Source organism: Streptomyces sp. NPDC028305, assembly GCF_055569495.1.
The window spans coordinates 146,671-171,426 of record NZ_JBVHTN010000013.1; the positions used below are offsets into that span (position 1 = coordinate 146,671).

At 72.5% G+C, this 24,756-nt stretch carries 21 protein-coding genes and 1 pseudogene; 7 read left to right on the forward strand and 15 right to left on the reverse strand.

Going from position 1 to position 24,756, the window contains the following annotated elements; all coding sequences use genetic code 11:
• Positions 1-194: 194 nt before the first annotated feature.
• The 4 genes from ACZ4WQ_RS43925 to ACZ4WQ_RS43940 all read right to left on the reverse strand — a co-directional run bounded on the left by ACZ4WQ_RS43925 (position 195) and on the right by ACZ4WQ_RS43940 (position 3,583).
• Complete coding sequence (locus ACZ4WQ_RS43925) at positions 195-1,898, reverse strand: beta-N-acetylhexosaminidase (RefSeq protein WP_468022878.1); 1,704 nt, start codon at positions 1,896-1,898, stop codon at positions 195-197.
• A 79-nt stretch (positions 1,899-1,977) separates the two neighbouring features.
• On the reverse strand, positions 1,978-2,397 hold the full coding sequence (locus ACZ4WQ_RS43930) for a hypothetical protein (RefSeq protein WP_468022879.1): 420 nt from the start codon (positions 2,395-2,397) through the stop codon (positions 1,978-1,980).
• 218 nt (positions 2,398-2,615) lie between these two features.
• Positions 2,616-2,900: a DUF3039 domain-containing protein gene (locus ACZ4WQ_RS43935; RefSeq protein WP_311727389.1), complete on the reverse strand. Its 285-nt coding sequence runs from the start codon at positions 2,898-2,900 to the stop codon at positions 2,616-2,618.
• A 92-nt stretch (positions 2,901-2,992) separates the two neighbouring features.
• Complete coding sequence (locus ACZ4WQ_RS43940) at positions 2,993-3,583, reverse strand: YqgE/AlgH family protein (protein WP_311727390.1); 591 nt, start codon at positions 3,581-3,583, stop codon at positions 2,993-2,995.
• A gap of 238 nt (positions 3,584-3,821) precedes the next feature.
• Between ACZ4WQ_RS43940 and murA the strand changes: the two genes are divergently transcribed.
• On the forward strand, positions 3,822-5,165 hold the full coding sequence (gene murA / locus ACZ4WQ_RS43945) for a UDP-N-acetylglucosamine 1-carboxyvinyltransferase (protein ID WP_358848383.1): 1,344 nt from the start codon (positions 3,822-3,824) through the stop codon (positions 5,163-5,165).
• A 324-nt stretch (positions 5,166-5,489) separates the two neighbouring features.
• Here the strand turns inward: murA and ACZ4WQ_RS43950 are convergent, their stop codons facing one another.
• The 11 genes from ACZ4WQ_RS43950 to ACZ4WQ_RS44000 form a co-directional block, all read right to left on the reverse strand.
• Complete coding sequence (locus tag ACZ4WQ_RS43950; RefSeq protein ID WP_014179130.1) at positions 5,490-5,771, reverse strand: HU family DNA-binding protein; 282 nt, start codon at positions 5,769-5,771, stop codon at positions 5,490-5,492.
• A 265-nt stretch (positions 5,772-6,036) separates the two neighbouring features.
• Positions 6,037-7,467, reverse strand: a complete 1,431-nt coding sequence (locus ACZ4WQ_RS43955) for an NAD-dependent malic enzyme (protein ID WP_311727393.1) — start codon at positions 7,465-7,467, stop codon at positions 6,037-6,039.
• A gap of 427 nt (positions 7,468-7,894) precedes the next feature.
• Positions 7,895-10,357 (reverse strand): HelD family protein, encoded by a 2,463-nt coding sequence (locus ACZ4WQ_RS43960; protein ID WP_468022880.1) that lies wholly within the window; start codon positions 10,355-10,357, stop codon positions 7,895-7,897.
• A gap of 88 nt (positions 10,358-10,445) precedes the next feature.
• A complete protein-coding gene (locus ACZ4WQ_RS43965) occupies positions 10,446-11,213 on the reverse strand; it encodes a zf-HC2 domain-containing protein (RefSeq protein WP_468022881.1) in 768 nt (255 codons plus the stop codon).
• Positions 11,210-11,698: a sigma-70 family RNA polymerase sigma factor gene (locus tag ACZ4WQ_RS43970; RefSeq protein ID WP_385340430.1), complete on the reverse strand. Its 489-nt coding sequence runs from the start codon at positions 11,696-11,698 to the stop codon at positions 11,210-11,212. The genes ACZ4WQ_RS43965 and ACZ4WQ_RS43970 overlap by 4 nt, the downstream gene beginning before the upstream one ends.
• Before the next feature lie 237 nt (positions 11,699-11,935).
• Entirely contained in the window at positions 11,936-12,526 is a 591-nt protein-coding gene (locus ACZ4WQ_RS43975) for a CGNR zinc finger domain-containing protein (RefSeq protein ID WP_311727396.1), read from the reverse strand.
• Positions 12,527-12,692: 166 nt separating this feature from the next.
• Positions 12,693-14,117, reverse strand: a complete 1,425-nt coding sequence (locus ACZ4WQ_RS43980) for a caspase domain-containing protein (RefSeq protein ID WP_398368876.1) — start codon at positions 14,115-14,117, stop codon at positions 12,693-12,695.
• Between the two features lie 7 nt (positions 14,118-14,124).
• The gene (locus ACZ4WQ_RS43985) at positions 14,125-14,460 is read right to left on the reverse strand and encodes an effector-associated constant component EACC1 (protein WP_398368874.1); all 336 of its coding nucleotides are present in this window, start codon (positions 14,458-14,460) and stop codon (positions 14,125-14,127) included.
• A 170-nt stretch (positions 14,461-14,630) separates the two neighbouring features.
• Positions 14,631-15,875 (reverse strand): uroporphyrinogen-III synthase, encoded by a 1,245-nt coding sequence (locus tag ACZ4WQ_RS43990; protein ID WP_398368872.1) that lies wholly within the window; start codon positions 15,873-15,875, stop codon positions 14,631-14,633.
• A gap of 202 nt (positions 15,876-16,077) precedes the next feature.
• Complete coding sequence (locus ACZ4WQ_RS43995; protein WP_398368870.1) at positions 16,078-17,472, reverse strand: nitrate/nitrite transporter; 1,395 nt, start codon at positions 17,470-17,472, stop codon at positions 16,078-16,080.
• Between the two features lie 167 nt (positions 17,473-17,639).
• The gene (locus ACZ4WQ_RS44000) at positions 17,640-18,662 is read right to left on the reverse strand and encodes a LysR family transcriptional regulator (protein WP_398368868.1); all 1,023 of its coding nucleotides are present in this window, start codon (positions 18,660-18,662) and stop codon (positions 17,640-17,642) included.
• Positions 18,663-18,761: 99 nt separating this feature from the next.
• On the opposite strand from ACZ4WQ_RS44000, the gene ACZ4WQ_RS44005 reads away from it, so the two are divergent.
• From ACZ4WQ_RS44005 to ACZ4WQ_RS44030, 6 genes and pseudogenes are all read left to right on the forward strand, one after another.
• Positions 18,762-20,144 carry an MFS transporter gene (locus ACZ4WQ_RS44005; RefSeq protein ID WP_398368866.1) on the forward strand — a complete coding sequence of 461 codons (1,383 nt, stop codon included), beginning with the start codon at positions 18,762-18,764 and terminating at the stop codon, positions 20,142-20,144.
• Between the two features lie 139 nt (positions 20,145-20,283).
• Positions 20,284-21,591: an ABC transporter substrate-binding protein gene (locus tag ACZ4WQ_RS44010; RefSeq protein WP_311727402.1), complete on the forward strand. Its 1,308-nt coding sequence runs from the start codon at positions 20,284-20,286 to the stop codon at positions 21,589-21,591.
• Positions 21,588-22,514 carry a carbohydrate ABC transporter permease gene (locus ACZ4WQ_RS44015; protein ID WP_311727403.1) on the forward strand — a complete coding sequence of 309 codons (927 nt, stop codon included), beginning with the start codon at positions 21,588-21,590 and terminating at the stop codon, positions 22,512-22,514. The genes ACZ4WQ_RS44010 and ACZ4WQ_RS44015 overlap by 4 nt, the downstream gene beginning before the upstream one ends.
• A 53-nt stretch (positions 22,515-22,567) precedes the next feature.
• Positions 22,568-23,332, forward strand: a complete 765-nt coding sequence (locus ACZ4WQ_RS44020) for a carbohydrate ABC transporter permease (protein ID WP_398370467.1) — start codon at positions 22,568-22,570, stop codon at positions 23,330-23,332.
• Between the two features lie 22 nt (positions 23,333-23,354).
• Positions 23,355-23,930, forward strand: a pseudogene (locus tag ACZ4WQ_RS44025) (LacI family DNA-binding transcriptional regulator); the annotation flags it as partial.
• Between the two features lie 115 nt (positions 23,931-24,045).
• Positions 24,046-24,639, forward strand: coding sequence for an alpha/beta hydrolase (locus ACZ4WQ_RS44030; protein ID WP_398368863.1), 594 nt, complete (start codon positions 24,046-24,048; stop codon positions 24,637-24,639).
• The last annotated feature ends 117 nt before the right edge of the window (positions 24,640-24,756 follow it).

Genomic DNA, 24,756 nt, shown 5'->3' on the forward strand with positions numbered 1-24,756 from the left:
TCTTCCGAGTCCGCCGTCGCGAGGGTCCGTGAAGCATGGATCCGTCCCCGACCAGGGGGATGGTACGGGTTTCGGGCGACGTCTCCGCCAGGTGTGGATTGCCACGTTTCAGGGACCCTTGTGCGACTTGGGGTTGCGCCGGGGGACCACGGTCCCAGGGGCGCGCCGCCGGGGGGCGTACCTTCCGGCGCGCCTCACACGATCGGGGGCGACCCGTCGATCGGACGTCCGGATACACCGGGGCGCCGCTGCCAGGGGAGCGGGCCGCCGGGGGGCCGGTAGTCCACGCCGAGCGCGTCCAGGCGCGCGTAGTGGGCCGTCATGCGCGCCTGGAAGCCCGCGAAGTCCCGTTCGAGCGGGGGCGGGAGAGGCGACCACACGGCTTCGGCGAAGGCGGCGAGGCGGGGGAATGTCTGATAGTCGACGCGCCGCCGGTCCTCCAGCACCTCCGTCCAGACATTCGCCTGGGCGCCGAGCACGCGCTCCGCCTCCGCGCCGGTGAGCTCGGGGGGAACCGGCTCGAAGCGGTAGACATCCTCCAGGGTGCGCACGTAGCCGATGGGGACCGGCTCGTCGTCGCCGGGCGCCTGGCGGTAGTCGAAGTAGACCTGCTGCTTGGGACACATGACGACGTCGTGGCCGGCGCGGGCGGCCGCGATGCCGCCCGCGTAGCCGCGCCAGGAGGACACGACGGCACCCTCTGCCAGGCCGGTCGCGCCGACGGCCTCCTGTGTCGCGGCCGTCACGCCTTCCGGCGGGTCGGCCTCCAGGACGGTCCCCTCCAGGATCTCGTCCCAGCCGATCAGGCGGCGGCCGCGCTCGGCGAGCCAGTGGCCGAAGTGGCCCACGAACCAGCTCTGGAGCTCGTCCTCGTCGGCCAGGCCCAGCTCCCGGATCCGGGCCTGGGCGGCCGGGGAGGCTCGCCACTGCTCCTTGGGGCACTCGTCGCCGCCGATGTGGACGAAGGGGCCCGGGAAGAGCTCCAGGACCTCCTCGAGGACGTTCTCGTAGAAGCGCAGCGTGGTGTCGGCGGGTGAGAGTACGTTCGGATTGACGCCCCAGGTCGTCCAGACGCCGAGGGAGGCGGTGTCGACGGCGTCGGCGTTGCCCAGCTCCGGGTACGCGGCGATGGCGGCCTGCGAGTGCCCGGGGATGTCGATCTCCGGGACGACGGTGATGTGCCGCTCGGCGGCGTACGCGACGATCTCGCGGATGTCGTCCTGGGTGTAGTGGCCGCCGTGCGGGCGCTCGTCCCACAGCGGTGAGTCGCGGTGCCCGAATTTGGTGCGCTCGCGCCAGGAGCCGACCTCGGTGAGCCTGGGGTAGCGGCGGATCTCCAGGCGCCAGCCCTGGTCGTCGGTCAGGTGCAGATGCAGCACATTGAGCTTGTGCGCGGCCATGAGGTCGAGGTACGCGAGGAGATCGCCCTTGGGCATGAAGTGCCGCGCCACGTCCAGCATCAGGCCGCGCCAGCCGAAGCGCGGGGCGTCCTCGATCACCCCGCAGGGCACCGTCCACTCCGCCCGGGCCGCGATCGGTGCCCGCCGGAAGGCGTCGGGGCCGAGCAGTTGGCGGAGGGTCTGCGCGGCCCAGAAGACGCCGGCCGGGCCGCCGCCGTCGACCCTGATCGCATGGCCGTCGACGGCGATGCGATAGCCCTCGGGGCCGAGCCGGTGCCCGATCCCGGGGTCGATGCGCAGCACGACGCGGTTGTCGTCGGCCTCCCCGGGCGCGAGCGGCAGTCCGGTCGCGGCGCCGACGGTGGCCCTCAGCCAGCGCGCGGCGCCCTCGGTGCCGGGGCCGGCGTCCAGCAGGGTCCGGTGGTCCAGGGGGTATCGGGCGTCGGACAGCGGCTCGTACGCGCTGTGGGGCGCCGGGATCAGGTCCGTCGAGTTCATGGGCGAGACGCGTCCTTTCGCGGATGTTCGCGACCTTTTACGCCTTTTGTAACGTTCCGCTGCCCGCACGACCCCGCGCTCAGCCGCCCGGCAACTGCCCGCCCGGGCCATCCGGTTCGGGATCCGGCACGGCCTCCACCCGGGCTCCCGCCGCCGCCAGTCGGACCACCACCTGCCCCCAGTCCGGCCAGCAGCTCCGTATCCGCTCCAGCACCCCGCGCCCGGCGACCAGCACGATCTTACAGCCCGGCTCGTCCGCCCACTCCAGCAGCCTGGGCAGGGTGGGCTGCGCGGCCGAGACGACACAGCTGCCCGCCGGCCGGTAGCCGCGCTCGGCGGCCAGCCGCGCGCACCGGTCAAGCTGGGCGTCCCAGTCCTTCTCGAACTGGCGGTACCCGCCCGCCGCTTCCGTCTCGGGCTCGCCTGGTTCGTCGATCTCTCGTGCGCCGAAGACCAGGTAGGCCGCCCGCTCGGCACCGCTCTCCCCGCGCCCGCTCATGGGGCGACCCTAGCGGCGCGGTCCGCGCCGCCGAGGCGGTACTCCGTGAGGTGCGCGGCATATGCCAAATATGACCGCGCTCCATGCGGACACAGAAAACATATGGACCCACACGGCACGGCACGCCCGGCCCGCGGCCCCCGGATGAGGGGGCGCGGGCCGGGCGTGTCGCGCGCGGGGGGCTCCGGCGGGTGGCGCCGGGGCGCAGGGCCGGTGGGCTACTTCTTGTCGCCGTCCTTGCCCTTGTCGCCACCGGCGCCCATGCCGTCGAAGATCTCCTTGCACATGGGACAGACCGGGTACTTCTTCGGGTCGCGGCCCGGGACCCAGACCTTGCCGCAGAGTGCCACCACCGGAGATCCGGAGAGCGCGCTCTCCATGATCTTGTCCTTCTGTACGTAATGGGCGTAGCGCTCGTGGTCGCCGTCACCGTGCGACACCTGAGGTGTCGGCTCTACGAGGGTCCCCGTGCCTGCCCCGCGCTCGGGCTCAAGAGTGCTCATACAGCCCTAGGGTACTCACGCGCGGAGCGAACGACGGATCAGCGCCTCCCGCGGCATCGACCGGTGTCGCCGCCACCCGGCACGCACCGCGCCTAGTTGAGCGAGGGGTCGTCGGGATAGGTGGCGACCATCGCCAGTTCGCTGCGCTGGCGGCGCAGCACCGCCCGCCACAGCCGCTCCGGGGCGGGCGAGGAGACATCGCCCGGCTCGGACTCCACGACGTACCACGCGCCGTCGGACAGCTCGTCCTCCAGCTGCCCGGGCCCCCACCCGGCGTAGCCCGCGAAGATCCGCAGCGAGCCGACGGCGGCGGCCAGCAGCTCGGGCGGCGCCTCCAGGTCGACGAGCCCGATCGCGCCGTGCACCCGGCGCCAGCCGAGCGGCCCGTCCTCGGTCACCGAGGAGGCGGCTCTCCCGGCCTCGCCGGGGACCACGGCGACCCCCAGCGCGGAGTCCAGCGACACCGGGCCGCCCTGGAACACCACCCCCGGCTCCCCGGCCAGCGCGGCCCAGGACTCCAGGATGTCGCCGACCCCCACCGGGGTCGGGCGGTTGAGCACGACGCCCAGCGACCCCTCCTCGTCGTGGTCGAGGAGGAGCACCACCGCGCGGTCGAAGTTCGGGTCCGCCAGCGCCGGTGTCGCGACTAGCAGCCGTCCTGTGAGCGAGGACACCTCGGTCATGGACACATGATCCCGCATGTTTGCCCCGGAGGGGGAGTGGAAGACGAGTCCCGAGTGAGTGCAGGTCGGGGCGTACGACAGCAAGAACGGCGCACGTAACCGTCCGTTTTCTGATCTGAACCGAACGTGTTGTGACACATTCATGTCGGTTCCGTGGGCGCCTCGGGCATGCGGAGGCGCTCTCCTCGGCTATTACTCTTGCCTTTTGGCCCTGACCGTCCCAGGAACGCGAGACCAGATGACCCGCTCGAACGATGTCCTGCTCGTCCACGGCGGCACCCCGCTCGAAGGCGAGATCCGTGTCCGCGGCGCGAAGAACCTCGTGCCCAAGGCCATGGTCGCCGCGCTGCTCGGCAGTGGGCCGAGCCGGCTGCGCAACGTCCCCGACATCCGCGACGTGCGGGTGGTGCGCGGGCTGCTCCAGCTGCACGGCGTCACGGTACGCCCGGGTGACGAGGCCGGCGAGCTGGTGCTGGACCCCACCCACGTGGAGAGCGCGAACGTCGCCGACATCGACGCGCACGCGGGCTCCTCGCGCATCCCCATCCTCTTCTGCGGCCCGCTGCTGCACCGCCTCGGCCACGCCTTCATCCCGGGCCTGGGCGGCTGTGACATCGGCGGCCGGCCGATCGACTTCCACTTCGACGTGCTGCGCCAGTTCGGCGCCACGATCGAGAAGCGGGCGGACGGCCAGTACCTGGAGGCCCCGCAGCGGCTGCGCGGCGCCAAGATCCGCCTGCCGTACCCGTCGGTCGGCTCCACCGAGCAGGTGCTGCTGACGGCGGTGCTCGCCGAAGGGGTGACGGAGCTCTCCAACGCGGCCGTCGAGCCGGAGATCGAAGACCTGATCTGCGTCCTTCAGAAAATGGGCGCGATCATCTCCATGGACACCGACCGCACGATCCGGATCACCGGCGTCGACAAGCTCGGCGGCTACAACCACCGCGCCCTGCCGGACCGCCTGGAGGCCGCCTCCTGGGCGAGCGCGGCGCTCGCGACCGAGGGCAGCATCTATGTGCGCGGCGCCAGCCAGCGCGAGATGATGACCTTCCTGAACACGTATCGCAAGGTCGGCGGCGCGTTCGACATCGACGACGAGGGCATACGGTTCTGGCACCCGGGCGGCAAGCTCAACGCCATCGCCCTGGAGACGGACGTCCACCCCGGCTTCCAGACCGACTGGCAGCAGCCCCTGGTCGTGGCCCTGACCCAGGCCTCCGGGCTGTCCATCGTCCACGAGACGGTGTACGAGTCGCGCCTGGGCTTCACCTCCGCGCTCAACCAGATGGGCGCGCACATCCAGCTCTACCGCGAGTGCCTGGGCGGCTCCGCCTGCCGCTTCGGTCAGCGGAACTTCCTGCACTCGGCGGTCGTGTCGGGCCCGACCCGGCTCCAGGGCGCCGACCTGGTCATCCCCGACCTGCGCGGCGGCTTCTCGTACCTCATCGCGGCCCTGGCCGCCCAGGGCACGTCCCGGGTCCACGGCATCGACCTGATCAACCGGGGCTACGAGAACTTCATGAGCAAGCTCGTCGAGCTGGGTGCCAAGGTGGAGCTCCCGGGCGCGGAAGAGACCGCCTGAGCCCCGCCGCGGGCCCCGGCTGGGGGTCCGGGGGTTAACCCCCGGGTAGACGCAGCATGAGCAAGCTCGTCGAGCTGGGTGCCAAGGTCGAGCTCCCGGGCGCGGAAGAGACCGCCTGAGCCCCGCCCCGGGCCCCGGCTGGGGGTCCGGGGGTTAACCCCCGGGTAGACGCAGCATGAGCAAGCTCGTCGAGCTGGGCGCCAAGGTCGAGCTGCCTGGCGCCGAAGAGACCGCCTGAGGGGCCGGGAAGCGGCTTCAGGGGCCGCAGGAACGCCGAAAGGGCGGCCACCCTCCGATTGGGTGGCCGCCCCTTCGTATGGGGTCTTACTTGCCCTTGGCGGCTTCCTTGAGCTTGGAGCCCGCCGAGACCTTCACGCTGTAGCCGGCCGGGATCTCGATCGGCTCACCGGTCTGCGGGTTGCGCGCGGTGCGAGCGGCACGGTGGGTGCGCTCGAAGGTCAGGAAGCCGGGGATGGTGACCTTCTCGTCGCCCTTGGCGACGATCTCTCCGGTCACCTCGGCGAGGGCGGCCAGAACGGCGTCGGCGTCCTTTCGGGTCACCTCGGCGCGCTCGGACAGAGCGGCCACCAGCTCACTGCGGTTCATGTTGTACTCCCGTGTTCATCTTGCCATTAGGCGTGAGATCGAAGCCGATGCTGCCAGGGCCCTCGGACAGTCCCCGGACCCGGGTCTGCTGTTCAGACCCTCGCGCCCGGAACGCATCCTGCCCCCACCTGTGGCGGGAAAGCCAATCCGGTGCCCTGGTGAGTCGCGCGAAAAGCGCCGTGGCGGCCGTTTTCTGCCCGACACCCTATGGGGGCCCGATCGGCTGAACGCCGCGCGACGCGCCGTACGACGCGCCGGGCCCGCCCTAGACCCCCGTGGTACCGGTCACAGCCTTGGCCGCGACCCGCACCGCGCCGGCGACCGCGCCCGCCACCTTGTCGTTGAAAACGCTCGGGATGATGTAGTTGGCGTTCAGCTCGTCGTCGTGGACGACGTCCGCGAGCGCCCGGGCCGCGGCCAGCATCATGTCGTCGTTCACGGTACGCGACTGCGCGTCCAGCAGGCCACGGAAGACGCCCGGGAAGACCAGCACGTTGTTGATCTGGTTCGGGAAGTCGGAGCGGCCGGTGGCGACCACGGCGGCGGTCTGGCGGGCGATCGCCGGGTCGACCTCGGGGTCGGGGTTGGCCAGCGCGAAGACGATCGCGTCCTCGGCCATGGCGGCCACGTCGTCGCCGGACAGGACGTTCGGGGCGGAGACGCCGATGAAGACGTCGGCGCCGCGCACGGCCTCCTTGAGGGTGCCGGTGACGCCCTCGGGGTTGGTGTTGTCGGCGATCCAGCGCAGCGCGGTCGTGTCGGAGTTGCCGTTCGCGCCGGTCAGGTCCTCGCGCCCGGCGTGCACGACGCCGTGGATGTCCGCGACCACCGCGTGGCGCACGCCCGCGGCGATCAGCAGCTTGAGGATGGCGGTGCCGGCCGCGCCCGCGCCGGACATGACCACCCGCACATCGCCGATCTTCTTGTTCACCACGCGCAGCGCGTTGGTGAGCGCGGCGAGCACCACGATGGCGGTGCCGTGCTGGTCGTCGTGGAAGACCGGGATGTCCAGCGCCTCGCGCAGCCGGGCCTCGATCTCGAAGCAGCGGGGGGCGGAGATGTCCTCCAGGTTGATGCCCGCGAAGCCGGGGGCGATGGCTTTCACGATGGCGACAATTTCATCGCTGTCCTGGGTGTCCAGGCAGAGCGGCCAGGCGTCGATGCCCGCGAAGCGCTTGAAGAGGGCCGCCTTGCCCTCCATGACGGGCAGGGCGGCCTTGGGGCCGATGTTGCCCAGGCCCAGGACCGCGGAGCCGTCGGTGACCACCGCGACGCTGTTGCGTTTGATGGTGAGGCGGCGGGCGTCCTCGGGGTTCTCGGCGATGGCCTGGCAGACCCGGGCGACACCCGGGGTGTAGACCATGGACAGGTCGTCACGGTTGCGGATCGGGTGCTTCGACGACATCTCGATCTTGCCGCCGAGGTGCATCAGGAACGTACGGTCGGAGACCTTGCCGAGCGAGACGCCCTCGATGCCGCGCAGCTTCTCGACGATCTCGTCGGCGTGTGCGGTGGAGGTCGCGGCGATGGTGACGTCGATCCGGAGCTTCTCGTGGCCGGAAGCGGTCACGTCGAGGCCGGTGACCGAGCCCCCGGAGGACTCCACGGCCGTGGTGAGCTGGCTGACCGCCGTGCCGCTCGCGGGGACCTCCAGCCGGACCGTCATCGAGTACGAGACGCTGGGCGCCGTTGCCATGGCCGACTTCCTCTGCTTTCCCTTGTTCCAGGTTGCCCCCGGGCCCCGGTGATGGTTCGCCGGCCCGCCCTCGGACAGTGGTCTTCAGATGGTTACACCTACCTTCCGGTACCGCGTAACCGGGCTCGAGTTTCGGAAATATTGTTCACCCCGTTGAACCCGATGAAAAACGACGAAGAGGTCCGCGTCGCGCAAGCGCCGACGCGGACCTCTTCAGAGATGTACAGGTGGCACCGACCCGCCATGCTCGCCTCGCGGCAAGTGGTCGCTCGAAGCGACGAAGGTTGGGCCCGGGGGCTTGGATCGAGCCGGTGCCAACAGCAAGGCTAACAAACCATCCCGGGAAGTGATTCCCTCCCCCACGGGTTGTTTTCGCGGGTTGTTTCGCGGGGTCGTTTCCGCCCCGGAGGCGCGGCACCCGTTCGGCTCAGTCCCTCAGCAGATCGGGGACGCCCTGCTCGTCCGGGTCGTCCCGCTCCCCCGACAGCACGGTCAGCCGCTGCGTGGCGCGCGTCAGCGCCACGTACAGCACCCGCAGCCCGGCCGGGGACTCGTCGGCGATCTCCGCGGGCGAGACCACGACCGTCGCGTCGTACTCCAGGCCCTTGGCCTCCAGGCTGCCCAGCGCCACCGCGCGGTCGCCGAGACCCTCCAGCCAGCGGCGCGCCGCCGCCCGCCGCCGCATGGCGACGACCACGCCGACGGTGCCGTCCACCTCGGCCAGCAGGCGCCGCGTCTCCTCGCGCACGCGCGCGGCCAGGTCCCCGCCGTTTCCGTCGGCCATGGGCGCGAAGCGCGGGACCAGGCCCGTGGAGCGGACCGCCTCGGGCGCCTGGGCGCCGGGCATGGCGAGCGCGAGGACCTTCGCGGCGACCTCGGCGATCTCCGCCGGGTTGCGGTAGTTCACGGTCAGCGTGAAGCGGCGGCGCGGGCGGCTGCCCAGCGCCTCGGCGCGGGCCTCGGCCGCCTCGTCCGGGTCCGACCAGGAGCTCTGCGCCGGGTCCCCGACCACCGTCCAGGTGGCGTGGCGGCCGCGCCGCCCGATCATGCGCCACTGCATCGGGGTCAGGTCCTGCGCCTCGTCGACGATCACGTGGGCGTAGTCGGCGCGCTCCTGCTCGGCGCGGTCCGCGCGGCTGCGGCGCGACGAGGTCCGCTCGGCGTAGGTGGTCAGCTCCTCCAGACCGGTCAGCTGGTCCAGCGGGTCGGCCTCGCGGGGCCTGGCGGGCCGGGCCGGGGCGCCCAGGACGGTGTGCAGCTCGTCCAGCAGCGCCACGTCGTGCACCGACAGCGGGCCCTGGCCGTCCGCGCCCAGCCGGGTCAGCGAGCGGGCCAGCCGGCTCACCTCGCGCTGGCCGAGCACCCGCCGGGACCAGCGGGCCAGCCGCTTCTCGTCGGCCATCGCGGCCAGCACGGCGCGCGGGGTGAGCTCGGGCCACCAGGCGGCCAGGAAGCCGAGGAAGTCGTCCTCGGTGGAGACGTCCTCGTCGAAGCCCTCGCGCGCCTCGGCGGCCAGCTCGGGGTCGGTGTAGCGGTGGGCACCCCCAGATTTGGCCGTCTTGGCCCACAGCGCGTCCAGCAGCAGCCGGCGGGCGCGCGGGCGCAGGAGGTTGACGGGGGCGGTGCCGCCCAGCGCGGACTCCCGGATCCGGCGCAGTTCGTCGGCGTCCAGCTCGAGGCGGGCGCCGAACGCCACGACGCGCAGCCGCTCCGGCGGCCCGGCCGCCTGCCCGGCCGCCCGGCCGGGGCCCGCTGGCAGCTCCAGGGCGCCGCGCGCGGCCTTGCGCAGCACCCGGGTCATCCGCGAGGAGCCCTTGACGCGGGCCACGGCCGGCTCGTCGTACGTGGTGGCCTCGGCACCGTCCACCAGCGACCCGACCGCGCGGATCGCCACCTGCCCCTCCTCGCCGAGCGAGGGCAGCACGCCCTCGGTGTAGGCGACCAGCAGCGGGGTGGGGCTGACGACCAGGATCCCGCCCGCGTACCGCCGCCGGTCCTGGTAGAGCAGATACGCGGCGCGGTGCAGCGCGACCGCGGTCTTGCCGGTGCCGGGGCCGCCCTCCACCTCGGTGACGGAGGCGGCGGGGGCGCGGATCACCAGGTCCTGCTCGGCCTGGATGGAGGCCACGATGTCGCGCATGGTGTGGCCGCGGGCCTGGCCGAGCGCGGCCATCAGCGCGCCGTCGCCGACGACCGGCAGCTCCGCGCCGTCCAGGGTCGCGGTCAGCTCGGGGCGCAGCAGGTCGTCCTCGACGCCGAGCACCCGGCGCCCCTTGCTGCGGATGACGCGGCGGCGCACGACCCGGCCGGGGGCGACGGGGGTGGAGCGGTAGAAGGGCGCGGCGGCGGGCGCGCGCCAGTCGATGACCAGGGGCGCGTAGTCGGCGTCCAGCACGCCGATGCGGCCGATGTGCAGCGTCTCGGCGATCTCCGCGCGGCCGCCGCCGTCCTCACCGTCCTCGCCGGGGCGGATCGCGTCGTCGGCGGGCTCGACGGAGGTGTAGGCGCCGTCCGGGCCGCGCTCCCCGTCCTTGCCGAGCAGCAGGTCGATGCGGCCGAAGAGGAAGTCCTCGAACTCGCTGTTGAGCCGGTTGAGGTGCACCCCGGCGCGGAAGACCTGGGCGTCCCGCTCGGCGAGCGCGCCGGGCGTGCCGACCTGGCCGCGCTTGGCGGCGTCGTTCATCAGGAACTCCGCCTCGTGGATCTTCTCCTCGAGGCGCCGGTACACGCGGTCCAGATGCACCTGTTCGGTGCGGATCTCCCGCTCGCGGGTCCCGTCCCCGCCGCCGTCCCGTTTTCCGGCGGCTTTCCCGGCGGCCGGTTTCCCGGGTCCGCCGGGTCTGTCCGGTCTCGCCTTCCGGCTCGCGTGCGTGGCGTTGTGCGCGGCCACCCAAGCCCCCTTCTGTGTGCGTAGGGCAGCCGTCAACCGTACACCAGGGGGGCGCTCCGGGCCGTGGCCGAGCGGCCGCGCGGACCGCTCAGAGCTTCACCACCGCCAGGCGGTCGCCGTCCAGGGTGCGGACCTCGAAGCGGTCGATCTGGTCGGGGTTCATGGCCGCGCCGCCCAGGGCGTAGAGCGGCTCCTTGCTCCAGCGCGAGGCGTCGCCGTCCTTGATGCCGTAGCCGGTGCTGGGCACCGCCCAGGTGGTGATGGTCTCCTCGTGGCCGTCCTTGCCGACGGCGACCAGGTCGCAGGCCTTCGGGCCCTTCACGTTGCCGAGCTTGAGCGCCACCGAGGTGCCCCAGCCCTTGGCCTGGAGCGAGACGGTGGCGTCGACCTTGGTGGTGGGGTCGACCGCGCCGGACTTCCGGCCCTGGTCGAACGCCGCCTTCGCGGGGGCGGCGGCCACCACCTGGGGCTTGCCGCCGCCGCCGTCGTCGTCCGAGGTCAGCGCGGCCCCGGCGAACGGGCCGGCGATGATCAGGGCGGCGGCCGCGGCCACCAGGAACAGCCGGCGCCTGCGGCCCCCGCGGCGGCTGGTGCTGACGTCGTCCATCAGCTTGCCGAGGAGCTCGGGCCCGGGGCGGGCGGTGATGGTGGCGGGGTCCAGAACCGTACGGCCGTCGGAGGACGTGGCGAACTCGGCCAGCAGCGGCGGGATGCCCATCAGCTGGTCGAGCTCGGCGCCGCATCGGTCGCAGCCCAGCAGGTGCTCCTCGAAGCGCGCCGCGTCCGCCGCGTCGAGTACGCCGAGGGCGTAAGCGCCGACGGCGGTGTGCTGCTGGTCCTCCGCTGCCGGCATCATGCCGTAACCCCCCGTTCCTCAAGCGAGAGCCGCAGGGCGCGCAGCGCGTAGAACACCCGGGACCGGACCGTCCCCGGCGGTACGCGCAGCACCTCGGCCGCCTCGTTCACCGTACGCCCCTTGAAGTATGTCTCGACCAATGCCTCTCTATGCGCATCGGTGAGGTCGGCGAGGGCGTCGGAGATGGTCATCATGCGCAGCGCCCGGTCGATCTCGTCGGCGGCGGGCACGGCGTGCAGGGGGGCGGCGTCGACTTCCTGGGGGCGGGCGCGGCGGCCGCGGTGACCGTCGATGACGATGCGCCGGGCCACGGTCACCAGCCAGGGGCGCAGCGAGCCGCCGGTGCTCCGCAGTTGGTCGGCGTTGCGCCAGGCCCGCAGGAGCGTCTCCTGGACCACGTCCTCCGCCCGGTGCCGGTCGCCCCCGACAAGGCGGAGGACGAAGGCGAGAAGCGGGCCCGCGTGCTCTTCGTAGAGCGCGCGCATGAGCGCGTCGTCCGGTGTCGTCCTCTCGGTCACGGGAGCATCCTTGCGTAATCCCCACCGCGCGGTCGAGGGGGTACGGTGGGTAACACTTCCATGTTCAACAAAAATGCTGTGATGTACGCGCAATTGCGCTATACAGCGTTCGGCACCCCTCAACTAACGGTACCGTGAGCTGCAATGACACCGCGTCAGGCGGCGTTCTGGCGGCATCGGGCGTGGCGCTCCGGCGTGCGCCCGTCAGGCCCGGGTGACCCGGCGGCGGTGCCGGGCCACGCGCTCGCGGTTGCCGCAGACCTCGCTGGAGCACCAGCGGCGGCGGCGCCCGCGCGAGGTGTCGAGGTACACCAGCGAGCAGGTCTCCCCCTCGCACTGCCGCAGCTGCCCGCGCGCCACCGGATCTGTGAGTAATTCCACTGCGTCCCGCGCCACTTGTGCCAGCAGCGCGCCGCAGTCGGGCGCGGCGGCGAGCCTGCGGACGAGGGTGCCGTCGGCGCCGCGTACGGCCCGCACGGCGGGCGGGGCGGTGGAGGCCAGCGCGTTCACCCGCTCCAGGTCGGAGCCCGCGGCGCGGCCCTCGACCTCGGTGTGCACGATGCGGTGGAGCAGGTCGCGCGCGGCGCGGAAGCGGATGAGCCAGCCGCCGTCGACGGTCTCGAGGGCGGTGCCGCGGGGCACCAGGCCCGCACCGACGAGCCACGCCCTGAGCCGCTCCACCCCGTCCAGCCGCTCGACCGGCGCCTCGCTCAGCCGCCCGCCGACCGTGGCCACCAGGTCAAGACACAGCCGCCCGGAGTCGAACCGCAGGTCATAGGGCGACGCCGACGCCATGTTCCTGTCACTCCTTCGGGCTGAGGCGCTCGTGGCACCTCGGTGGGGGGTTGCGCGCGGTCGTGCGGCTCGCGCGGATCGCGCGCGGACAGCGGAAATCACGCACTCCCAGAGTGCCCGCCCCGGCCCGGGCCCGGAACCCCCACGGCCGCGCCTGTCGGCGGCCTCACGCGCACGTCTTGTTGCCCTGAGGGGTTTCGCCCCGCCCCTGGGAGATCCGGAACGTCGCGGTGATGTCCTTGGAGTTGTCCGGTGTCGCGTTCTCGACGTGAACCACCGTGATTTTGGCCCACTTGTGGGTGGGACCGGTCACCAAGGTCGACTCCCCCAGGGCCAGCCCGTGCGCGCTGCACGTCCGCCCCAGGGCGTCGACGGCGAAGTTGACGAACCCACTGGCGGTGCCTCCATCGGTGTTGTCGGCCCTGACGCCGCCACCCCCGCCGGTCTGGCCTTCCCCACCGCCGAACACCTCGCTGACCTTGCCGCGGTCGACGGCACCCACCGCGCCCTTCAGATCGATGGTGACGGTGCCGTCGGACGTCCGGTTCGACTTGAACAGCTCGACCTTCAACTCCTCTGTGGTGGGCCGGGGCGGGCGGCTGGACGGACTCGCCCCGGAGGCCGTGCTCGTCGGACGCGTGCCGGGGCCGTGGCCGGTGGTGGCCGATGAGGTCGGGGTCCGCTCGCCCTCCGTGGGCCGTTCGTCCCGCGGGTGCTGCCACGGCAGGCCCCCGGCGACCGCCACCCCCGCGGTGGCCACGGTGACCACGGCCCCCGTCGCGACCGCCGCCTTCCACGGGAGCGACGGGCGGTGCCACCACCGGAGCGCCCTGGCCGGGTCCGTGCCCACCCGGATCGGTCCGCGCGTCAGGGCGAGCCCTCCGGCGCCACCCGTGGTACGGCGCTCGGGGCTGGGCAGCCCGTGACCGCACAGCTCGCCTCGCACACGCTCGTAGATCTGGTCCAGATTCAGCGGCTCCGCCTCGCCGAGCGCGCCCAACAGGGCGCCGGTGAAGGCGCTGTGCCGGGACCCGCGGGGCACATGGGACGTCTTGGTCGCGCCGGTGGAGGTCAGGACGTAGGTGCCGCTCGCGGGCAGCTGACCGGCCAACAGGCCGCCCGGCGGTGCCATCACGCCGATCGCCCGCCCGGAGAAGCAGCAGTCCAGGATCAGCACCCGGGCCCGCGCCCGCGCTCTGACGAGATCACGCATGATCACATCCAGCGGCACGGCGGTGAAGCCGAGCCGCTTCGGATCGGTGTGTTCGAGCGCCAGGTGCAGCATGCCGTCGTCGTCGACGAGCCCATGGCCGGAGTAGTAGACCAGCAGCAGCTCGGTGGCCTCGCGGCCGGCTCGGGAGAGCGCCGCGCCGATGGCCTCCCGGGTGGCCGGCTCGCCGCCCGGGCCCAGCACCGCACAGTGCTCGTCGGGCCGCCCGACGAGCAGTCCGTGCTCGGACTCGGTGATGGCGTGCCGCAGGTCCGTCAGGTTGTTGCGGACGGCGGGGAGGTCATCGAGTTTGTCGTACTCGCTCGAGCCGAGGAGCACCACCCGGCTGGAGGCGGCGTCGGCGAACCAGGTCCCGGTCACCCGGCCGTCACTCCCGCGGCGCCGCGGTCAGGCGCTCGGCTTCCCGGATGACGGCCAGCGGGTCGGCGGCCCCTTGTACGTCGATGGTGATCTCGCGCCCGTCGGCTGCGGTGACGGTGACCGTGACGTCGCTCCGGCGCAGGCCCGGCCAGGTGGACACGGACGAGATCAACCCGCCGATGCCGCCCGCCCCGAGCGTCACAGCCAGCACATCCAGCACCCCGCCCATCTCGCCCTCGGCCAGCGGGCGGGGGCGCAGCTCCAGGCGGCCGCGCAGCGCGTCCTCGTGGCCGAGCCAGTCGTACAGCGACCGCAGCTCGTCGTCGGCCCCGTCTCCGTCCACCGCCAGCCTCACCTCAGTTGGCGGTGTGTGATCGGCTCCATGCATGGGGTCATTGTGCCGAGGGACCCGCGGACCGGTCCCGCTCTTGGGCAAGCCCGGAGCTTTCGGCCCGAGGCGTGGTACAAGCCGCGAGTCCCGGCGGGCGGTCAGGCGGGCGGTCAGGCGGGCGGTCAGGCGTCGGCGTACTTGGTGTCCGCCGAGGGGTCGAGGGCCAGCCGGTAGCCGCGCTTGACGACCGTCTGGATGAGCTTCGGGGTGCCGAGGGCCGTGCGCAGCCGGGCCATCGCCGTCTCGACCGCGTGCTCGTCGCGCCCCGCGCCCGGCAGGGTGCGCAGCAGGTCGGCGCGGGCGACGACCCAGCCGGGGCGGCGGGCCAGGGCGCGCAGCAGGGCCATGCCCGCCGGGGGGACGCTCCGCAGCTCGCCGTCGACCAGGACCGCGTGGCCGCGGATCTCCAGACGGCGCCCGGCGACCGGCAGCGGCCTGACCCGGCCCGGCAGTTCGCGGGTGAGGAGCTGGACGAGCGGGCCGAGGCGGAAGCGCTCGGGCTGGCTGGTGGGCACGTCATGGGCCTCCAGGGGCAGCGCGGTGACCGGCCCGACACACGCGGGCAGCACATCGTGGCGCAGCGCGTCCAGCAGCTCCTCGCGCATGCCGCGCCGCTCGGCCCGGTCCAGCAGGCTCGCGGCGGCGGGGGCGCTGGTGAAGGTCACGGCGTCCAGGGCGCGGGCCACGGTCGCGTCGAGGAGGCGGTCGACGGGGCCGATGTCCTCGGGCGGCATCCACCGGTACACCGGCACGCCGACCACCTCCGCGCCCGCCGCGCGCAGCGACTCGACGAAGCCGGGCAGCGGCTCGCCGTGCAGCTGGACGGCGACGCGGCTGCCGTCGACCCCCTCCTCCAGCAGCCGGTCGAGCACCTCGGCCAGCGACTCGGACGCCGGGGACCACTCCTCGGTGAGCCCGGCGGCCCGGATCGCGCCGCGCACCTTGGGGCCGCGGGCCAGCAGCCGGGCGCCCCGCAGCCGGCCCAGCAGGGCGTCCCCGAGGCCCCAGCCGTCGGCGGCCTCGATCCAGCCCCGGAAGCCGATGGCGGTGGTGGCGATCACCATGTCGGGGGCCTGTTCGAGCAGTTGCTTGGTGGCGGTGAGCAGCTCCGCGTCGTCCGCGAGCGGCACGATGCGCAGCGCGGGCGCGTGCATGACGGCCGCGCCGCGCCGCCGCAGCAGCGCGCCGAGCTCATCCGCGCGGCGGGCGGCGGTGACCCCGACGGTGAACCCGGCGAGCGGCCCGATGCCCGCGGACCCGGTGGCGCGGGTGACCGCGGCGGGTTCGGTGGCCGTGGGCTCTGCGGCAGGGCTGATCGCCGCGGGCCCTGGGGCGGGGCCGGTCGCGGCGCTGTGGTCTCGGTGCATGGTTCTCGTCCCGATCCGCTGTCGTATGGGCGCCCTCCGCGGCCTCATCTCGACGGCCATCCTGTGGCCGGCGAGTGACGGTCGCGGTTCGCGGAGGTTTCCCAGGTGTAACGGGGCGTACGGACGGGGAACGCGCGCCCCGTGCCGTACGCTCCCCGTCCGTCCAACCGAAGCTGAAACCAATCCTGCCTGACGACCGGGGTCAGACGTCCGCGTAGGCGGGCTGCCGCGCGCTCTGCGGCTCCTGCGCCTCCGCCGCGGCCGGCCGTGCCGCCGGGCGGGCCCCGCGGAGGTATACGGCCCAGGTGACGACGGAGCACAGGGCGTAGAAGACGAGGAAGGAGACGAAGGCCGGGGTCCCGGTGTGCGCGTTCAGGAAGGACTCCCGGAAGGCCAGGTTGATGCCGAGCCCGCCGAGCGCGCCGACCGCGCCGATCAGCCCCATCGCGGCGCCCGACAGCCGCCGCCCGTATGCCGCGGCCTCCTCGCCCGTGAGCCCCCGCGCGACCGCCTTGGCCTGGAAGATGCCGGGGATCATCTTGTACGTGGAGCCGTTGCCGAGCCCGCTGAGGACGAACAGGGCGATGAAGCCGACCAGGAAGACGCCCAGGGACTTCTCCGCGGACGCGAAGACGACCACCACGGCCGCGGCGGACATGGCGGCGAAGTTCCACAGCGTGATCCGCGCGCCGCCGTAGGTGTCGGCGAGACGGCCGCCGATGGGGCGGATGAGGGAGCCGAGCAGCGGGCCGATGAAGGTGAGCGAGGCGGCCTGGAGCGGGGTGCGGTCGAACTGGTTCTGGAGGACGAGGCCGAAGGCGAAGCTGTAGCCGATGAACGACCCGAAGGTGCCGATGTACAGGAACGACATGATCCAGGTGTGCGCGTCCCGCGCCGCCTCCTTGGCGGCCCCGCCGTCGTTCCTCACCGGCGCCAGGTTGTCCATGAACAGCGCCGCGAGCAGCGCCGCGACCACGATCAGCGGGATGTAGACGCCGAGCACCACGCGCGGGTGGGCCGCCCCGGCCGTGCCGATGACCAGCAGGCCGATCAGCTGGATGACGGGCACGCCGATGTTGCCGCCGCCCGCGTTGAGGCCGAGCGCCCAGCCCTTCTTCCGCAGCGGGTAGAAGGAGTTGATGTTCGTCATGGAGGACGCGAAGTTACCGCCGCCGACCCCGGTGAGCGCCGCGACGACCATGAAGGTGGTGTACGAGGTGCCGGGCTTCATCACCATGGCGGCGGCGATGGCCGGCACCAGCAGCAGCACCGCGCTGACGATCGTCCAGTTGCGGCCGCCGAAGCGGGCGACGGCGAAGGTGTAGGGGACGCGCAGGATTCCGCCGACCAGGGTGGGCATCGCGACCAGGAAGAACTTCCCGGCCGGGTCCACGCCGTACTCCGGCCCCATGAAGAGGACCATCACCGACCACAGGCTCCAGATGGAGAAGCCGATGTGCTCGGAGAGGATGGAGAACCAGAGATTCCGGGTGGCGATCTTCTCGCCCTTCTCCTTCCAGAAGGTCTCGTCCTCCGGGTCCCACTGTTCTATCCAGCGGCCCCCTTTGCGTGCGGCGGTGGTGTTCGGGGCAGTCATCACGCCTCCACAGATCTCGCTCGGGTGTCGCCACTGGTGCGCGGTTTCGCTGCCTGACGACGGTAGGAAGTACGGATTTCCGCGCTGTGGCGGCAGGTGACGCGGAAGAAACCTTGCTCTCACCCGGGAGCGGGGGGCGTGGTGAGGGTTGCCACAACGGCCCCCGGTCACCGGGAGGGCCGGGCCGCCTGGGCCGCCGCCTGGGCCGCCTCGGCGGCCTCCGGGCCGGGCAGCCAGCTGCCGGGCGGGGCGTCGAGCCACCCTCCGGCCGCCCCGGCCTCCCCGGCCGCCCCGAGCATCGCCGCGGCCGCGCGGAGGGCGTCGAGACCCGGGTGGCGCAGCCCGCGCCGCCAGACCATGGAGACGGGCGACAGCGGCACGGGGCCGGTCAGCGGCCGCAGCACGGCGCCGGGCATGGCGATGAACACCGTGCTCGCCAGCACCGACCAGCGCCGCTTGGCCACCACCCGGGTGAACTCCTCGACGCCCTCGATCTCCGGAAACGGCTCGGCCATCACGATGCCCCGCCCCGCGAACAGCTGCGTGGCCAGATCCGTCCACTCCGCGGTGGCCGCGTTGCCCGCGGCCGCGTACAGCGTCTCCCCCGCGAGCGCGTCCAGCGGGACTTCGGGGAGCCGGGCGAGGGGGTGCTCCTCGCGCAGCACCACGGCCATCCGCTCGTAGCGGATCAGCTGGTGGTCCAGGCGCGCGAGCACCGCCGGGTCGAGCCCGCCGACGCGCCCGAACGACACGTCCAGGCGCCCCGCGAGCAGTTCGGCGGCGGCCCCGGTCAGCCCGCTGTGGAAGCGCGCCACCAGCTCCACCTCCGGCGATATCCGGCCACGCGCCTCGGCCAGCACCTCGCTCCCGGTGGACACCGGCGCGCCGACATCGACGACCAGCGGCCGTCCCGCCCCCGCCCCGCCGCCCCCGAACGCGGCGGCCAGCTCCTCCTGCGCCGCCAACACCCGCCGCGCGTACGGCAGCAGCCGCGTGCCCTCGGCGGTCAGCGCCACCTGCCGGGTCGTCCGTACGAACAGCTCGGCGCCCAGCTCCCGCTCCAGGCGGCGGATGTCGCGGCTGAGCGCCTGCTGGGCGACGTACAGCCGGGCGGCGGCGCGGGTGAAGTGCAGCTCGTCGGCGACGGCGGCGAAGGCGCGCAGCAGACGGGGCTCGATGTCCTTGGGCACGCGTGCATTCAACAGCACGCGTGTTTCACAACACAGGTGCGTGAATGGCCGCGTATCAGGTGTTGGACCGGTCGCGGGCGGGCCCGCGACCGTAGAGGGGTGATCCTCTTCCTCGCCTCCAGGCCGGTGGTGCCCACGGCGCCGCGCGGCAGCGCGGGTGCCGGGCCCGCCCCGACGCCGCGCGGTGCGGGCCCGGCGTCGCACACGGCGGACGCCGCGCCCGCGACGCCCGCCGCACAACTAATAACGGACGATCGCGGCCCTGAGCCCCACCCGCCCCGCCCGTCGTTCCTCGCGCCTTACCGCGGGCTGTTCGCCGCCCCCGGGGCGGCCGCGTTCACGCTCGCCGCGCTGGTGGGGCGGCTGGCGGGGACGATGCTGGGGGTCAGCATGGTGGTCATGATCGCCACCGTGCGCGACTCGTACGCCCTGGCCGGCGCGGTCTCGGCCACCGGCATCGCGGTGACGGCCGTGACCGGGCCGCTGCTGGGCCGGCTGGTGGACCGCCACGGACAGGCGCGGGTCGCGGTCCCGGCGGTCGCCGTCTTCGCGCTGGGCGCCACGGCCACGCTGCTGTGCGTCCACCACGAGGCCCCGGCGTGGGCCCTGTTCCTCTGCGCGGCGGGCTCTTCCGGCGTGCCGAGCCTCGGCTCGATGACGCGCGCCCGCTGGGCGTCCGTCCACCGCGACGACCCGGGCGCCCGGCACACCGCCAACTCCTTCGAGCAGGTCGTCGACGAGGTGTGCTTCATGGCCGGCCCGGCGCTGGCGATGGTGCTGTGCACGGCGGTGTTCCCGGAGGCGGGGCTGGCGACGGCGGCGGTGCTGCTCGTGACCGGCACCCTGCTGTTCGCGGCCCAGCGCCGCACCGAGCCCCCGCCACAGCCGCGTACGGACTCCGCGGCCGGATCGCCGCTGCGCTCGCCGGGGCTGCGGGTGGTGGTCGTCACCTTCCTGGCGACCGGCGCGGTCTTCGGGTCGATGGAGGTCGCGACGGTCGCGGCCGTGGACTCGTACGGCCACGGCCCGGCGAGCAGCGCGCTCCTGGCGCTCCAGGCGGCCGGGTCCTGCGCGGCGGGCCTGGTCTTCGGCGCGCTGCCGGTCCGCGGGTCGGCGGCGGCCCGCTTCCTGGCGGGCGTGGCGGCCATGGCCGTGGCCGTCCTCCCCCTGCTGGCGGCGACCGGTCCGGCGTCCCTGGCGCCGCTGCTGTTCGTCGCGGGCATGGCGACCGCGCCGACGATGATCAGCGGCATGACCCTCGTCCACCGGCTGACCCCGTCGGCCCGCCTCAACGAGGGCATGACGACGGCGTACACCGGCCTCCTCATCGGCATCTCGGCGGGCGCGGCGGCGGGCGGCTGGACCGTGGACCACCTGGGCCCGGCCGCGGGCTACACGGCCCCCGCGACCGCCGCGGCGCTGGCCCTGCTGGCGGCGGCGAGCGGCGCGGGGGCGCTGCGGCGGTCGCCGGAGGCGGACTGACGGCTCGCGCGCGTACAGGCAGCGTCCCCCTAGTCATTTTGTCAACGCCATTGACGTACCCGTGGAGCCCCACCTACCTTCCTCCATCGAAGCGCTTCGACGATCGTGCGGACCCCTCCAACCCTCCCAGAGGCAGCGGATGTTGAAGGCACGGAAGAAGGCACAGAAACGGACGGCGGCCCTCCTGGCCGCCGCCCTGGTGGGGGCCGCGGCGCTCACCGGGTGCGGTGGCTCGGACAGCGGGGGCGGCGACGGCAGGACGCTCAAGCTCTGGCACTACGAGGCCCCCAACGGGGCGATGGGCGTGGCCTGGCAGCAGGCGATCGAGGAGTTCAAGAAGAGCCACCCGGGCGTCACGGTGAAGTTCGAGGAGAAGGGCTTCGAACAGATCCAGAAGACGGCCTCGATGGTGCTCAACTCCAACGACGCCCCGGACGTCATGGAGTACAACAAGGGCAACGCCACGGCCGGGCTGCTCTCCAAGCAGGGGCTGCTCACCGACCTCACGCCCGAGGTCACCAAGCGCGGCTGGGACAAGCCGCTCAGCGCCGGGGTGCAGACCACCAGCCGGTACGACGCGCAGGGCGTGATGGGCTCCGGCAAGTGGTACGGGGTGCCCAACTTCGCCGAGTACACGATGGTCTTCTACAACAAGGACCTCTTCGACAAGTACAAGGTGAAGGTCCCGACCACCTTCGAGGAGTTCACCGCCGCCCTGGACACCTTCACCTCCGAGGGCGTCACCCCGCTCGCGAACGCGGGCGCCGAATACCCGGCCCACCAGTACGTCTATCAGCTGGCGCTGAGCAAGGCGGACCGCTCCTGGGTGGACGCGTACGAGCTCTACCAGGGCAAGCCCGACTTCCACGACGCGGCGTGGACCTACGGCGCCGAGACCTTCGCCGACTGGGTGAAGAAGGGCTATATCGCCAAGAGCTCCAGCGGCGCCAAGGCCGAGGACGCCGGCACGGCGTTCATCTCGGGCAAGTACCCGATGTTCTTCTCCGGAAGCTGGTGGTTCGGCCGCTTCAAGTCGGAGATCAAGCACCAGTGGGGCACCTTCCTGTGGCCCGGCTCCAAGCTGACGCTCGGCTCGGGCGGCAATCTGTGGGTGGTCCCCAAGGGCGCCAAGAACAAGAAGCTCGCGTACGACTTCATCGACATCACGATGAAGAAGGGCATCCAGAACGTGCTCGGCAACAAGGGCGCGGTCCCCATAGCCGCCGACCCGTCGGCGATCACCGACCCGCAGTCCAAGAGCCTGATCGAGAACTTCGACAAGCTCGCCAAGAACGACGGGCTCGCCTTCTACCCGGACTGGCCGGTCCCCGGGTTCTACGACACCCTCGTCTCCGAGACGCAGAAGCTGATCACCGACAGCACGGATCCCGACGACTATCTGGACGCGCTGAAGACGGCGTACGAGTCGGGCGCACCGAAGACATGAAGACGGCCGGGACCGCAAAGCCCACGGGACGACCACCGCGCGAATACCCGTACGCGCTCTTCCTGATCCCCGGCGCGCTGGCCTTCCTCGCCGTCATCGTCGTCCCGTTCCTGATGACCACGGGGCTGAGCTTCACCCACTGGCAGGGCGTCGGCACCCCCTCCTGGGCCGGGCTGGACAACTACCGCACGCTGCTGGACGACTCCGCCTTCTGGGAGTCGTTCCGGCACAGCCTCGCGATGGTCCTGGCGATGGCGGTGATCCCCACCGCCATCGGCCTGGTCCTGGCCGCCGCGCTCTTCGACTACATCGCCAAGCACGTCGGCACCCGCGTCGCGAGCGTGCTGCGCGCCTGTTTCTATCTGCCGCAGGTGCTGCCGATCGCCGTGGCCGGCGTCGTGTGGAGCTGGATCCTGGCCCCCGACGACGGCGCGCTGAACGAGCTGCTGAACGCGGTCGGCCTCGGCTCGCTCCGACAGGACTGGCTGGGCGACCCCGACATCGCGCTCTACAGCGTGATGGGGGTGATGGTGTGGGTCCAGCTCGGCTTCCCGCTGGTGGTCTTCATGGCCGGGATGCAGCGCGTGGACCCGGCCCTGCACGAGGCCGCCGAGCTGGACGGGGCGTCCTGGTGGCGGCGGCTGTGGCATGTGACGCTGCCGCAGATCCGCCCGGAGATCTACGTCGTGCTGCTGTGGTGCACCATCGCCGCGCTCAAGGTCTTCGGCGCCGTCTATGTGCTGACCAAGGGCGGGCCCGGCGGGGCCACCAATGTGCCCTCGTACTTCTCCTTCCAGAACTTCTTCGAGAAGACGCAGGTCGGCTACGGCTCCGCGGTGTCGACCGTCCTGACCGTGCTCATCCTGGCGCTGGCCCTCGTGGCGCTGCGCCTCCAGACCCGGGCGGAGGACCAGGACCGGTGAAGGCCGTCACGCGATACCCGGTACTGGCCGCGCTGGTCGTGGCGGCCCTCTTCATGGTGGCGCCGTTCGCCGTCGTCGCGCTCAACGCGGTCAAGTCGCCCGCCGAGTACTCCGCGAGCGGGCCGCTCAGCCTGCCCGACGGGCTGTATCTCGACGGGCTGAAGGACTTCTGGGAGCGGGTGGACTTCGGCCAGAAGCTGGTCAACTCGGTGGTGATCTCCGGCTCGGTGGCGGTGCTCGCGGCGGTGCTGTCGGTGCTCAACGCGTACGCGATCGGCATCGGCCGGATCAAGGGCCGCCCCTGGGTGCTGGCCTTCTTCGTGCTGGCGAACATGCTCCCGCAGGAGGCGCTGGTCTACCCCATCTACTACCTGCTGAAGGAGGTGGGCCTGTACGACACGCGGCTCAGCGTCATCCTGGTCTTCACCGTCATCCAGTCCGCGTTCGGCACGTATCTGCTCTCCTCCGTCCTCGGCGCCTTCCCCAAGGAGGTCATCGAGGCGGCCAGGATCGACGGCGCGAACAAGTGGCAGGTGCTGTGGCGGGTGGTGGTCCCGGTCAGCCGGCCCACGATCGGGGTGCTGCTGGTCTTCTTCTTCATCTGGACCTGGAACGAGTTCCTGCTGCCCCTGGTCATGCTGATCTCCAACGACAACCAGACGGTGTCGGTGGCGCTCGGCGTCCTCCAGGGCCAGCGGCTGATGGACGCCACCATGACGAACGCGGCCGCCCTGCTCGGGATCGCGCCCGCGATCCTGTTCTTCCTGATCTTCCAGCGGACGCTGGCCCGCGGCATCGCCGTGGGCGCCGTCAAGTGAACCCCGCCGAGGAGGGGGCTCCATGGTCAGGATCACGGATGTGGCCAGGCACGCCGGGGTCTCGCCCAGCACCGTCAGCTACGCCCTGAGCGGCAAGCGGCCGATCTCCGAGGCCACCCGGCGGCGGATCCACGCCAGCATCCGCGAGCTCGGCTACCGTCCGCACGCCGGGGCGCGCGCCCTGGCCAGCAGCCGCACCCGGGTGCTGGCCCTGGTGACCCCGCTGAGCGAGGGCGGCGACATCACGGGCGCGATGCGGTTCGCGGCCCGCGTCGTCACCGCCGCCCGCCGCCACGACCACGACGTCCTGCTGCTCACCCAGGAGGAGGGCGAGGAGGGGCTGCGCCGGGTCGCGGACAGCGCCATGGCGGACGGCTTCATCATCGTCGGCACTCGCCCGCACGACACCCGGCTGCCGCTGCTGCGCGGGCTGGGGCGGCCGTGCGTGCTGGTCGGGTCCCTGGACGCCCTGGCCGCCGGGGGCACCACCGGCCAGGCCGGGCCCGTCTGCGTCGGCCTCGACTCCCCCGGCGCCCCCTGGCCGGAGTCCGGCGACCTCGCCGAACGGTGCGTGGCGCTCTTGATGGCCCGGTTGGGCGTCGCCCCCCGGGCACGGTGAGCAGTGCGACGAGGGACGGTGTCGCGTCTCTTGCACCGCTCAGCGGTCCGGCAGGACGGCCCTCACATGATCAGCCGGCGAGTAGCCTGCGGCCATGCCTGGTCCCTCCCCTTTCACCGTCCCCACCCGCTTCGACGGCGCCCCCGACCGGGTGGCACTCGTCATTCCAGGCGTCGGTTACACGCCCGCCAGACCGCTGCTGCACTTCGCCCGCAGCGTGCTCGTCCAGCACGGCTGGACCGTCCAGGAGCTGTGGTGGCGGGTCCCCGACGACTTCTCCCAGTTCACCGAGGACGACCGGATCGCGTGGGTGGAGGGGCAGGTCACCCAGGCCATCGACGCCGAGGCAGGAGCCTGCCGCCTCCTCGTCGGCAAGTCCCTGGCCACCCTCGCCTGCGGCATTGCCGCCGATCAGAACATCGCGGCAGCCTGGCTCACCCCTCTTTTGACCTTCGACCATGTGGCCCGCTCTCTCCAGCGGGCCAAAGCCCCGACGCTCCTCATCGGTGGAAGCGCCGACAAGCTGTGGGATTCACGGATCGCCGAGTCCCTGCGGCACGACGTCCTGGAAGTCCCCTCAGCAGATCACTCCCTGGAACTCCCGGACGACGCGCCAGGATCCGTTGAGGTACTGCGGCACGTCGTCTCACGGCTGGACGGCTTTGTCGGCTCTCTCGGCCGTCAGTAATCATGTCAGCGACTTTGTGGTGAGTTTGAGACGACGACACGCCGTCGCTTCGGCGTGTCGTGGGGTCAAAAACACCACAAGTCCCAGGCCCCCATCGGGTGCGGCCCGGGGGCCGGG